Annotated in this window: 14 protein-coding genes and 1 pseudogene; 1 reads left to right on the top strand and 14 read right to left on the bottom strand. The window is 33.5% G+C overall.

The window, feature by feature from the left end:
* Positions 1–14 precede the first annotated feature (14 nt).
* The 8 genes and pseudogenes from BN2390_RS00765 to BN2390_RS00730 all read right to left on the bottom strand — a co-directional run.
* Positions 15–437, bottom strand: a pseudogene (locus BN2390_RS00765) (HIT family protein); the annotation flags it as partial.
* A 25-nt stretch (positions 438–462) separates the two neighbouring features.
* The gene (locus tag BN2390_RS00760; protein ID WP_053982455.1) at positions 463–891 is read right to left on the bottom strand and encodes a hypothetical protein; all 429 of its coding nucleotides are present in this window, start codon (positions 889–891) and stop codon (positions 463–465) included.
* Between the two features lie 65 nt (positions 892–956).
* Positions 957–2,054, bottom strand: a complete 1,098-nt coding sequence (locus tag BN2390_RS00755; protein WP_053982454.1) for an SCP2 sterol-binding domain-containing protein — start codon at positions 2,052–2,054, stop codon at positions 957–959.
* A 67-nt stretch (positions 2,055–2,121) separates the two neighbouring features.
* The gene (locus tag BN2390_RS00750; RefSeq protein WP_053982453.1) at positions 2,122–2,811 is read right to left on the bottom strand and encodes a hypothetical protein; all 690 of its coding nucleotides are present in this window, start codon (positions 2,809–2,811) and stop codon (positions 2,122–2,124) included.
* Positions 2,812–3,225: 414 nt separating this feature from the next.
* Entirely contained in the window at positions 3,226–4,155 is a 930-nt protein-coding gene (locus tag BN2390_RS00745) for a thiamine pyrophosphate-dependent enzyme (RefSeq protein WP_053982452.1), read from the bottom strand.
* Positions 4,156–4,168: 13 nt separating this feature from the next.
* A complete protein-coding gene (gene porA, locus BN2390_RS00740; RefSeq protein WP_053982451.1) occupies positions 4,169–5,359 on the bottom strand; it encodes a pyruvate ferredoxin oxidoreductase in 1,191 nt (396 codons plus the stop codon).
* A 16-nt stretch (positions 5,360–5,375) separates the two neighbouring features.
* Positions 5,376–5,678, bottom strand: a complete 303-nt coding sequence (locus tag BN2390_RS00735; protein ID WP_053982450.1) for a 4Fe-4S binding protein — start codon at positions 5,676–5,678, stop codon at positions 5,376–5,378.
* Positions 5,678–6,253, bottom strand: coding sequence for a 2-oxoacid:acceptor oxidoreductase family protein (locus BN2390_RS00730; RefSeq protein ID WP_053982449.1), 576 nt, complete (start codon positions 6,251–6,253; stop codon positions 5,678–5,680). Before BN2390_RS00730 ends, BN2390_RS00735 begins: the two co-directional genes overlap by 1 nt.
* A gap of 367 nt (positions 6,254–6,620) precedes the next feature.
* On the opposite strand from BN2390_RS00730, the gene BN2390_RS00725 reads away from it, so the two are divergent.
* On the top strand, positions 6,621–7,250 hold the full coding sequence (locus tag BN2390_RS00725; RefSeq protein WP_053982448.1) for a hypothetical protein: 630 nt from the start codon (positions 6,621–6,623) through the stop codon (positions 7,248–7,250).
* Between the two features lie 18 nt (positions 7,251–7,268).
* On the opposite strand, the gene BN2390_RS00720 is transcribed toward BN2390_RS00725, so the two are convergent.
* The 6 genes from BN2390_RS00720 to BN2390_RS00700 all read right to left on the bottom strand — a co-directional run bounded on the left by BN2390_RS00720 (position 7,269) and on the right by BN2390_RS00700 (position 12,690).
* Positions 7,269–7,526, bottom strand: a complete 258-nt coding sequence (locus BN2390_RS00720) for a pro-sigmaK processing inhibitor BofA family protein (protein WP_053982447.1) — start codon at positions 7,524–7,526, stop codon at positions 7,269–7,271.
* Between the two features lie 69 nt (positions 7,527–7,595).
* A complete protein-coding gene (locus BN2390_RS00715) occupies positions 7,596–7,844 on the bottom strand; it encodes a DUF2508 family protein (RefSeq protein ID WP_053982446.1) in 249 nt (82 codons plus the stop codon).
* A 54-nt stretch (positions 7,845–7,898) separates the two neighbouring features.
* A complete protein-coding gene (locus BN2390_RS00710; RefSeq protein ID WP_053982445.1) occupies positions 7,899–9,209 on the bottom strand; it encodes a flagellin N-terminal helical domain-containing protein in 1,311 nt (436 codons plus the stop codon).
* Between the two features lie 127 nt (positions 9,210–9,336).
* On the bottom strand, positions 9,337–9,777 hold the full coding sequence (locus BN2390_RS00705; RefSeq protein ID WP_053982444.1) for a flagellar protein FliS: 441 nt from the start codon (positions 9,775–9,777) through the stop codon (positions 9,337–9,339).
* Positions 9,777–9,929 (bottom strand): hypothetical protein, encoded by a 153-nt coding sequence (locus BN2390_RS21525; RefSeq protein WP_154668744.1) that lies wholly within the window; start codon positions 9,927–9,929, stop codon positions 9,777–9,779. Before BN2390_RS21525 ends, BN2390_RS00705 begins: the two co-directional genes overlap by 1 nt.
* Positions 9,913–12,690 (bottom strand): DUF6240 domain-containing protein, encoded by a 2,778-nt coding sequence (locus tag BN2390_RS00700; protein ID WP_053982443.1) that lies wholly within the window; start codon positions 12,688–12,690, stop codon positions 9,913–9,915. Before BN2390_RS00700 ends, BN2390_RS21525 begins: the two co-directional genes overlap by 17 nt.
* Positions 12,691–12,714: the final 24 nt, after the last annotated feature.

Genomic DNA, 12,714 nt, shown 5'->3' with positions numbered 1-12,714 from the left:
TTATTTAATTTATTCTATAGATAACTTTTAATAAGTTCAGCCGTTTCAGCTAACTCTTCAAGTGTTGTTTCCATATTTGAAGTTTTATTAAGTGTAACTTGATCATTACTAAATCTAGGCACTATATGCATATGGAAGTGAAATACAGATTGACCTGCTGCCTCTCCATTGTTCTGAATAATGTTAATACCATCAGCTTGTACTGCCTTTTTCACTGCAGTAGCAATATGTTTTGCAAGTGGATACACTTTTTGACTAATTTCTTCTGGTAGCTCAAATAAATCTTGATAGTGACCTTTAGGTAATATAAGTACATGTCCACGTGTAGCAGGAAAACGATCTAATATAACTTTAAAACTTTCATCTTCATATACTACAAATGATGGAATATCTCCATTTAAAATTTTACAAAAAATACAGTCTGTGTTCATTTGTCTATCCTTCTTTCTTTTGTATTATTACTTATCTCTCTGTTAGCATCTTTACTAACCTTGTTTGATAAATATATTCATCACTTAACATACTACTTATCATCTTATATAATCTAAAATCCTCTATAGGCTGACTAATATTTGACATAAGTTGAATATTACTAGCAACTGCCTCTAAACGATTATTAAGTTCCTGCTGCGCAGAAGAACTCATTACAACATTATGCTTAAACGGATCAATTTTAATTTCTTCATTCAAATACTCTTTGCATATGTCTTCTATCATTCTTTCATGCTTGTACTGATCTTGTACACGTTCATGCATCCATTTTCTCTGTGTAGGTTTAGCTAATGCTTGTAGTAACCTTTCTTCAATCATACGCTGTTTACGCTTTGTTATAACAAGCTCTTCAAACAGGTTATACATTTGCTTATCACTTAAACCATGTTGTAAATCCACATTCTCATCTCCTTCTAAACGCCTATCTATTGTCATTTATATGAGATGTCCTACTTATTTATACGTTACATAGCTTTAAAAACTTGGTCTAGCTTAGATAATACTGCAAAATTACCCCTTACTTTTAATTTACCTATCATAAATGCCTTTTGATAAGTAACTTGTTTTGATAAAACTTGGGATAAAATTTCTTGTGACATAGTAATTTCAATGGTTGGGGATTCTATTATACCCTCTTGATAAGTACAATCTCCATCCCTAATAATAATTACACCCTTATCTGCTGAATCTGTCATTAGGTATTGGATTACCATATTTATATCTCTGTTATGCTGCCCAATAAAATAGTGTGGAATATGATGTAATTTAACTTTACTACTTGTGTCAGCATTTTTCCTCGGATAATTATATGTTGCTTGAGACATGTGTACAAATTCTTCATCATTTCTTTGCATCTGTGTTTTTAATAACTGAGTTAACTCTTGGATATTTTGTTCCTTTGTAGATAAATCAAAATATGACTTATCCTCTTTATGTCCTTGTTCTGAAACTGGTTCTACCAATAATTTTGTATCAATCTGAGTATCAGGAGTAGGTATACCTTTTTTTGCTTCAGGCTGTACTTTAGAGCCTTTTAATGAAAGATAGCACTGTCTTTCACTACTCATAATGTAAGCTCTTCCTTGCCTCATTATACGATAAAAAGCCTCTATGCTTTTTTCTATACTTGGCTGTACATCCTCTATGACAGTACAACGATTCAGTGCTATATTACCGCCATCTATCCCCCCTAAAAGTTCCCAAGCTTCTATCATTTTATTCGCAGCCTGCTTCTCACCCATAAAGCCGCTATATGTAATTGCAAATAATGGCTTATCTGCAATCACTTCTTCCCATTCTACTAAATGCTCAAAAAAGTTTTGCATAGAACTATGCATCCCTGCAATATGTACATGAGAAATTGCAACAACCCCCTTACTTTCTCTAATGGATTTTGCAATATTCTCAAACTGCCAACTTTTTTCTCCTTGATAATACTGTAAACGCTCTAATTCTATTACTTCAATATTAACTTCTAATTCATCAAAGACATTTTTTGTTATCTGCCTAATTTGTTGCAGTATAAGACTTGTACAATTAGCTAGCAAAAGTACGATTTTCATATTTAAATTTCCTTTCATATTGCTGCACTCTATCTTTAACTACATTATAACGAAACTTCTCTTGAAATTAAAGATACTGAGCAGCCTTACTTGGATAATATGCCTTTAACTCTTCTATTTCCCAATATATAAAAAATATTTTTCTTTTTAAGGTAACATGTAAAATATCATCAACTTTAAAGTTATACATCCAATCTCTACGCATAAGTACCTTACAGTATTTTTGCCCATTAATTTTACTAAGTGCAATATAACCTTCATCATTGATTTCTTCAACTCTAAATAGCCCCTGTTCATACATAGCCATGCTATCTCTATGTTGCTGCTTATCTCTATATTCACGGTAACTTTCTAGATCTATAATCGTTGGTGTCATACTAATAATAGGGTCACCAACCATCTTTCTAACAATCTCATTTACTTTATACACCCTTAAATATTCTTCTCCATAGTAATCTAATACAATAGGTGTATTATCTTCACTATTGTATTTCTTATGAATAAATGTCAATAAATCCTGTACAGTATATGCAATATTAAAAGCTTCTTCTACTTTTAAATATTTTTTGTGTTTTGGCACCCATACTGCTAAAAAATAATCTAATGCATCCACATATCCCTTTGGAATAGTATGTGAATGTTTTAAGTCTTCATTGAAGCCAAGAAGCAATTCTAATCCTTGCTTTTGCAAACTAAATATATACGTATTTTTCTTGATATATTCTATATAATCTCTAACTTCATTGAGTAAATTCATGCCTTGCCTCCCAACTTAAAGAATTCCCTAAAAATGGTTTCTTCTAAGTTTATACAAGGAAAACAAAGTTTATACATATTTGTCCCAAAAAAAAATGACCACATCAGGGTGGCCAAAAGTCAGGATTGATTTAAGTGTGTTCGAATTATACACAGAGATGTGAACAATTAATCCACAACTCTATCCACAAAAAATTATATCATCTATTTATATACATGTCAATATTTTCTCTTAATTTACTTGTATTAAGGTCAATATATTTCTTTTTTACAATTAACAGTTAACAGATATTATTCACAGTTTGTTGATAAATATATCCACTTATGCACATCCCCTTGTTACTATTGTTAATATCTCTTTTTTAAAATAAAAGGATGAGGTTTTGTTAAAACCTCATCCTTTTATTTTGTTATTTTATTTTTCTCCACATAATGCAAGAAGATGTTCCCATCTCTTATCAACTTCTGCTTGAAGTTCTGCCACTTTTTCTGGGTCTTTTGTAATGTGACGGAAGCGTCCTTGAGCCTCTAACCAATCAGAAATTGGACGTTTATTTTTAGGCTTATAAGTTAATTTATATACACCATTTTCTACTTCGAAAAGTGGCCAGAAGCATGTATCTACTGCTAATTGTGCCATTTCAATAAGTTTAGGTGTATCATAACGCCATCCACGAGGACATGGAGCAAGTACATTTAAAAATGCTGGCCCTTCTGTATAGATAGCCTTCTCTGATTTTTCATAAAGATCTTTGAAGTTTCCAATCGGAGCTGTTTGAGCTACATATGGAAGATTATGTGCTACCATTACTGCTGTAAGGTCTTTTCTGTATTGTTGTTTTCCTGGTACCACTTTACCTGCTGGTGAAGTGGTTGTATCTGCATATTTAGGTGTTGCAGAAGAACGTTGGATACCAGTATTCATATAAGCTCCATTATCATAACATACATAAACCATGTCATGACCTCTTTCCATTGCTCCTGAAAGGGATTGGATACCGATATCATATGTACCACCATCTCCACCAAATGCAATAAACTTATACGTATCATCTAATTGACCTGTTTTTTTCATGTTTACATAGGCTGCTTCCGCCCCTGCACAAGTTACTGCAGAGTTTTCAAAAGCTGAATGGATGAAAGAATCTTGCCAAGCTGTATAAGGGTAAATAAATGTAGAAACTTCTAAACATCCTGTTGCAGATGTAATAACTGCTTTATCCTCTGGTTTTAATGCACGAAGTACGGTACGTGCTACAACTGGTGCACCACAACCAGCACACATACGATGTCCACCAGTTAATCTTTCTGGTTTAAGGCTTGTTTCTTTTAAATTGTATGCCATCGGTTTCCCCTCCTTAACGTTCTGCATCTACTACGCCTAAGTAACGATATGGATCGTTAACTTTGCCGCAAGCTACAATTTCTGTAAGATCATTGTATACTTTTTCGATATCATCAACACGTACATCACGTCCACCTAAACCATAAATATAGTTTACAGCAAGTGGTCTTGTTTCATCAAAGTACATTGCTGTACATACTTCATTAAAGAGTGGTGCACCTTTACCTGTGAATCCATCACATTTATCAAGCACTGCAACTGCTTTACATTTAGCTAAAGAAGCTGCCATTTCTTCTGCTGGGAATGGACGGAATACTCTTACTTTGATTAAACCTACTTTTTTACCTTTTGCACGTAATTCATTTACTACTGCTTTTGCTGTACCGGCAGTTGAGCCAATGATAACAATTGCTTTTTCAGCATCATCCATCATATATTCTTCAAATAATCCATATGAGCGACCTGTTAGTTTTTCAAATTCTGCAGATACATTTAAAATAACTTGTTTTGCTTTTCTCATACCTTCTGCTTGATTACGTTTATGTTCAAAGTAATAGTTTGGAAGGTCAAGAGGTCCTACTGCAATAGCTTGTTTTGGATTAAGAAGGTAGTTTTCTGGTTTATAAGTACCAACAAAGTTTCTAACTACATCATCTTCAATAAGATCAATATTTTCAATAGCATGTGATGTAATAAACCCATCATAACAGTTCATAACAGGAAGAAGAACGTCTGGATGCTCTCCAATTCTAACTGCCATAAGTTCATTATCATATGCTTCTTGATTATTTTCTCCATAGATTTGAATCCATCCTGAATCACGAGCTCCCATAGAATCTGCATGGTCATTATGTATGTTAATTGGACCTGAAAGTGCACGGTTAACTGTTGCCATTACGATTGGCAGTCTACTTGATGCTGCAATATAAAGCATCTCCCACATAAGTGCTAAACCATTTGCAGAAGTTGCTGTCATCGCACGTACACCAGCAGCACTTGCACCGATACAAGCTGACATTGCTGAATGCTCTGATTCAACAGGGACAAACTCTGTATCTACCTGTCCATTATTTACAAAGCTTGAGAAGTATTGAGGTACTTCTGTCGAAGGTGTAATAGGGAATGCTGCTACAACTCCTGGATTGATTTGTCGCATTGCAACGGCAACGGCTTCGTTACCAGATAATTTCTCACGAATTGCCATAACTTTTTCCTCCCTCTTATGCTCTTACCATATCGATTGCTTTAAATGGGCAAACATTTGCACATACACCGCAACCTTTACAGTGGTCATAGTCAATACCAATCATTTTTTTGTCCTGGGTCATAATAGAACTATCTGGACAAACTGGGAAACACATTAAGCATTGTTTGCATTTTTCTGCATCCCACTCAGGTTTATCTGCTCTCCAACCACCAGTTTCATAGTAATGAGCATTTCCTGAACATGTTACAACACCACCTTTAGTCGTTTCTTGCCAAGGTGTAAATGGTTCAATAATACATTTATCTTTATCTGTCATTACCCTCTTACCTCCTCTAAAGCTCTTTTTACAGCAGCCATATTAGGTTCGATAACTTGTGGCTTACTAGCAAACTTATGTTTGAATGATTTCTCCATTGAACTAATAAAAGTATCTTCATCCATAATTTTAGCAATCTTTATAATTGCTCCAAGCATTGGTGTATTAGGGAAGTATTTTCCTAATGTTTCCATAGAGATTTTGCGTGCATCAATCGTACATACGCGGCCTTCATATCCCTTTAACTTAGGTGCTAATTCTTCTGGAGTTTTTTCTGAATTAATAAGAATAGCCCCTTCTTTTTTCAGTCCTGCTGTTACATCAACTACATCAAGTAAAGTTTCGTCTACAACAATAACATAATCTGGGTCATAAATATTTGAGTGAATTGTTACTCTTTCATCGCTGATACGGTTATATGCAGTAATAGGTGCACCCATACGTTCTGGGCCGTATTCTGGAAAACCTTGAATATACTTTCCTGTATCAAATGCAGCTTCAGCTAATAATAAAGAAGCAGTTTTTGCCCCTTGACCACCACGGCCGTGCCAACGAATTTCAACCACGTTGTTCATGCATCGATTCCTCCTTGCATTGCTATTATGAATTATAATTTATGAGATTAAATTATAAGACAATTTTATCATTTTTATAAATTTATATCAAATATAATGTGTATTGTATACAATATAATTTATATAGTTAATGCTATATTAGTACATTTGAACTAATATATACCACTGCGCATATAATTGTCCCTATTTTCAAACTATTCTTTTTTATTATCCTTTATATTTCTTTTTACTCTCGCTTTCTTCTTCTTTTCATCCTTGTTTGATGCTTTATACATTATCAATAATTTGCTTATCTCTCTTTCCAAATCGAAGAATTCGGTTATACTATATTTACATACTTTAAGACCCAATGATAAAGGAGACCGCTATGGCAAAATTCAAAAAAACATCAACTCACTTTACCACACTTGAAAATCTATTGAGTTATAAATACATTACAAATAGCTATAAGCTATTTTGGTACAAAAGTTTACTCTCAATGGCATCTTCCAAAACTTCAGAATCTACTTTAGAAGATTTAGGTTTTGAAATGGTTTTAAATGCTTGGGAACTTGTTGTAAAAAAAGAAATTACTTTTGGCCGTTTAGATAAATTACATCGTGTAATCGAACTTATTTCTACTCAATATAATGTTTCTGATGATGCTACCCCTGAAGATTTAAGAGATTTCTTCCCTACTATTAAAGACAAAGAAATTCTAGAACTTCTTGATGAAGTATCCGAAGAGGCCTGTTTCGAATTTATTGCTCCCCTCTTTGAACAAAAATTAAAAAAAGTTTCTTATAACAAACGTTTTGTAACTATAGGTGACCTTAGTCAAGAAAATACTAGTACCCCATATGTTATCTTCCAAGATAAACGTAAAATTAAATTTAATAATGATTGGATGAACTATCTTGCCAAAAATTCAAAGGAAACAGAAAATCTATTTCATGATTCTTTGGCGTTCTTTTTAGATAGACATGCTATGAGCAAAAAAATAAACAGGAGTTGTTAGATCAACTCCTGTTTTTCTTTAAAAGTTTTTAATAATATTGATTAGATACATTATAATTACTCCTGGAATACCTAATAATGCAGTAATAATAATGCTAATCCATGTAATGCCTACTTGCCACATCACTGGCATAAATAAATCACATACATAAATGCAGCATACTCCTAGCAACCCATTTTTGATCCATTTTGCAACATATTGGTCAAAAATAATTCCCACTAATAATACTGCACATCCTACCAAACTCATCAAAATAATGGGATGTATTCCTTGCATGCCTTCCACCTCTATATACTCTTATCTGATGACTATCATCTGTCTATAATATATAGATATGGACATCCTTTACATTACATTCCTACTTTCTTCGATTTCATAATAAACCTTTTTTAATTTCCTAAGTAGATAACTATGCTTGATTTGGCTTGCCTTATAATAGTATGTGTAATATTCTAGTAAATCTGGCTCTATTGTATCTGAAAAATTATTAAGAGTAGCTGCCATTTCTTCATGGAGAGATGTAATCTCATCCGCTAAGGCTTGCCTTTCTTCTTCTCTTTCTTGTGCTATTCGTTTTTGCTCTTTTTTTGTCATTGTTTTCCCTCCTTTTTTGAGGAGTATGGCCTAAGCCTAAGAAAACTATTCAACCTATCTTTGAAGAAGTTGCATAACTTGTTGTGGTCTTTGATTTGCTTGAGCAAGCATTGCGGTAGCTGCTTGTGAAAGAACATTCTGTTGTGTATATTGTGCCATTTCATAAGCCATATCCGCATCTTGTATACGAGATAGTGAAGATGTCATATTCTCTTCGCTTACACCTAAATTGCTTGTTGTATGCTCTAATCTATTTTGTACAGCACCTAATGCTGCTCTTTGTGAAGATACCATTTCGATAGCTTGATCTATTTTTGTAATCGCTTTACCTGCATCTTCTGAATTTCCTACACTAATTGCAGCTTGTGTTGGTGCTTTATCTTTCCCATTAGTAACAGTTGCTGTATCTGCAAAACCATCTTGCCCAGGTTTCCCTACTAGGCCTAGCTTATCTGCACTCATACTCCCTATTGAAACAACCATAACTTGTTGTTTATTAGATCCAATTTGAAGGGTTATCTTTTGATCTACAATACCTTGATCTTCAGTTTTGATAAAGTTCCCTTGTGCACCTGGCTCATTAGCTGTTATGACTAATTTATTTGTATCTGTAGTATCTACAGTCATTGTTACATTTTCTAATTTACCATCAAGAGATTTTTGGAGATTTTCTGTAAGTTTATTACTTCTATCTATATCATCTGCAATAGTTGTAGATAAAATCTCTTTTAAATCTACCCCTACACCAGAACCATTATAAGTACCATTAGTAGAATCATAAAACTCTACAACTTGCCCATCAATTGTAAAACCTGAACCTAATAGTTTTTTTGCTTCTTCTTCTGTAAGAGGTGAAGGAATTGTAATAGACCCTGTTGCTTCAGTACCTGGAGTTCCGTCTGCTCCTCCTGTCATATCAACAAAAGTAAATCCTGTTTCTTTTAACGTTTCCCCTTTTAAAAGGGATTTTGTGTTAAACTCAGTATCCTCAGAAATACGATTAATCTCAGAAAGTAATTGATCAATCTCTTGTTGAATTTGTGTTAGGTCACCTTCTGAATAACTTCCATTAGATGCTTGTACGCTTAGCTCTCTCATACGTTGTAACATTGAATGGACTTCATTTAATGTTCCTTCTGCTGTTTGTACAAGCGATACGCCGTCCATTGTATTACGATTAGCTTGTTGTAACCCTTTAATCTGTGCATCCATTTTGTTTGCAATCGCTAAACCTGCTGCATCATCTGCTGATCTATTGATACGAAGTCCTGAAGAAAGTCTTTGCATAGTAGTAGCTGCTTTATCATTAGCTTTGCTTAATGAGTTAAGTGTTCTAAGCGCTGGTATATTATAATTAATTTTCATCTATTCACGTTCCTTAATCTTATATATTTTGTTTTCTATAAATTATCTTTTATAAAGCTCTTACTTATAGCCAATATATAAAGGTGCCTTACATTCCTATCCTATATGTAATATTCCTTTATACTTCTTATACCTGATAACCTCTATTAGGTGATTCTATGATCATTTCATTTAAATCGTCTTTTCCATAAGTCATTCCCGCATATACTGCTTGAGTATTTTGCATCGTCTGTACTTGATGTCGACCATTCTCCGCTATTTCTTTATACCCTTCATAAATAACTTCAATAAGTTTATAACTTTCTTCAAGCTTACTTTCATCTTTATAATGGTTAATAAGAATGTCCTGTATGTAAATATAAAGACTCATTAGATTACGTGCTACATCTACTTCTAAATTTAAGTTTTCACTTAGTACGAGCAATACCTCTCTCGCTCTATTTATATAAACTTTTCTTGCTTGTCCTTCAACCTTTAAAGCCTCTCGTATTGCTTCTAAAAATAACTCATATGTTATACAAATCAACTGAGCATCCGTAGCTCCTGCAATATATGCCGTTGTAACCATTATACTTCTCCTTCTTGTCCATGGACTTTCGTACCTTGAGCTTTATCTATTGCTTCAAAGTAATCCACAAAACTCTTTACAATATTTAATAAATCCTTTTTATTATCTTCCTTTTGATTGGTTGATTGATTTTTATTAGATGATGACTTCAAATTCACTTTCTCCTTTAAGAACTTGAGTTGCTATTGGTTCTGCCTTAACTGTATCTTCTTTGTACTGTTCATGTGTTACTTGATATCCTAATTGGCCTAATAATTGCTGTAATTGCTGCCTTTCTTTCTCTAACGCCTTGGCTGCTTGCTGAGATTCTGTACGCATTTCATAACCAATATGCTCACCTTTAATTGTAAAGTAAGTTGTAATTGTACCTAATTCCTTCGTCTCGTAGCGCATAATACCTGTTAGTCCTTCTTTATCCATAAGCTTAGCTTTGCTTTCTTCTTTAACATAGAACTGAACTAACTTTGTTTCACCATTTATGCAATATGGAATTTGATAAAAGCCTTCTTTATCCATAAGCTGCTTTTGTACATCTAACATCTCTTCTAGTTGCTTATAGTTTTTGTAATTAAGGATATCCCCTTGCTCCATACTCATTTCTTTATGGTAATGGCTTTCCTCTCTTAATTCTTCAACGACTTTCTCAAGGTCCTCCATCTTATCTGGAAAATCTTTATCTTTTAGAACTCTATCCATCCCTGTTTCTTTTAGCATTGTATTATAAAGTTCTGGATCTTTGCTCATTTGATCTACCCAATAAATATTAGAAATTGTAAGAGGTATTTTATGTTCTTTCATAACTTCTAACACTTCTTTAGACGTTCCTTTAATCGCATCTACTTTTTCTAATAAACTAGATGGTAAAGTATTAACTCCATCAAACTTACCAAGTTCCTTTTTCACTGTAGCCTTAACAAAGGGCATTAACATACTCTTTAGTACCTCTAGCTCATCTACTCCTGAACGCTCTAACTGCATCGGCATAGACTCTACTACTTTAACAGCCTCTAGAAGTTTCTTTAACTCTTCATTTGCCTCATTAATTAAAGTCTTAGCTGTTTTACTATCATATTGTAAAGATTCCAGTTCTCCGAAGTTATCATCTATATTCGCCTCAATATGAGACTTTTTGCCTGAATAACGAACAGCCTCTTGAAGTTGCTCTACTGTTAATGGAAGTTGATTCTTAAATAAATACCCAGCTACTTGCTCTTTATTTTCCACTACTCCATTTAATATCTTATAAAGACCTATTAAACTTTGTTTTTGCTCCTCATTAACTAGCCCTTTTTCCTCCAAAGATACAATGGCCCTTGCAACTGTTTCTTTAGTTTGCTTAAGCTCTGTTTGCTTACTCCACTCTAAAACATTAGGTACTGAAGAATGGTAAGGATTTATGCCTTCTTTAATAAGCTTAGCTGCCATATACGGATTCATTACTTCTAAGAAATCATTAATCTGACTCAGTGCCTGCTTAGCTGCTTCTAAGTTTTCTACTGTTAAATCCATTTCATTTTGAATTAAGGCTTTTGCACTTTCTACTGTTAATGTATCTGTTGGTAGATTATGCACTTCTAAGAAGTTTTCAATCTGCATTTCTACAGATTTAATGCTTTCACCAAATCGTACTTCCACCTCACTAAAATGTACCTCATAGGAATTAATTGCTCCATGAATTTGCTCTAATGTTTCCACTTCTGAACTTGGCATCTGAGTGATTGTTGCAAATTCTTTATGTTGGTTTATTTTCTGAGTTACATCCATTACTTGTTCAAGTATTTGCTTATTCTCATCTGTAGGCTCTACATCAGCTTGAACTAAAGCTTCTTCTTGAATTTCTAGATCTACTTGTCTTAGTCCCTCTGCTACTTTTGCAAGTTCACTACTTTCAAGAGGCATTTTACTACTTAATCTCTGTGCTGATTCTGTATTTAACCTTGCACGAATTTCATTGATTTGCTTTTTGATTTCGCCTATATCTTGAGCTGGCTCTTGGTCTGAATCTGCTTGCTTCTTCTGGCTAGTAATCTGTTCTGTATTCTTAAAGAGCTTTTCTCTTAAATTCTGTATGTTTGGTAATTCACCATCTTTGATAACCTCTTGTATGGTTCTATCATCAACTTCTGCTAAATCCTTTTGAATAGCTTCTATAGAGTGCTTATCATAAAGAAGTTTTTCGCCTTGTATCAGCGCATCTTCTTCTCTTCTTTGTTGTAATTCCTCTAGTTCTTGTTGCCCCTCTTCAAAACTCTCTAAACCATCTACTGCCGCTTGGATATTTTGAATTTTAAGTACATCCCCCTTAGAAACCTCCATTCCTAAGTTCAATAACTTATCTGCCGCCCATTCATTACCTGTATTTAGTTCAATCCCATTTAGATTTAATACATTTTGTATATCTTGTTTTGTATATGTAATAGGATTAATAGCACTTGATCCTGTAAAACTTCCTTTATATAAATCATTAATTGTAAGTGTACCTTCAGATTGCATTGCATAAGTGTACATACTATCTGTATGTTCTTTAAGACGTTTAATTTTATTATTTACTGTTTCAGCCTCTTTTGAAGTAATACTTTGATTTGTATCTTCATTTTTTATATTTATTAATGCTTTGTAAATAGTCTCATAGTCTAACACTTCTACTTCATATCCTTTTTCTTGAAGTAATGCTAGCTCTTCTTCATTTAAATTTAAAAGCATTTCTTTTTCTTCTTCAGATAAAACAGCTTCATTTATAGTTTCCTGCTTATTACTATAAGATGGGTAAATCTCTTCCTGATTATCACTGTGTTCAAATAAAGTTTCTAAACTTTTATCTTTTGGCATGCGCATACATTTAGGCGCCTGATACTGAAATAGATCATCTGCTGTATAAGCTTGCGTTTGTCTTGCTTTTACTCCATCAATCATTTTTTCACCTCAACTTTGTCTACT

It is taken from the genome of Niameybacter massiliensis (assembly GCF_001282685.1).
Taxonomy (GTDB): Bacteria; Bacillota; Clostridia; order Lachnospirales; family Cellulosilyticaceae; genus Holtiella; species Holtiella tumoricola.
The sequence above is the reverse complement of the archived record's forward strand: the minus strand, read 5'-3'. Positions and strand labels throughout refer to the sequence as shown.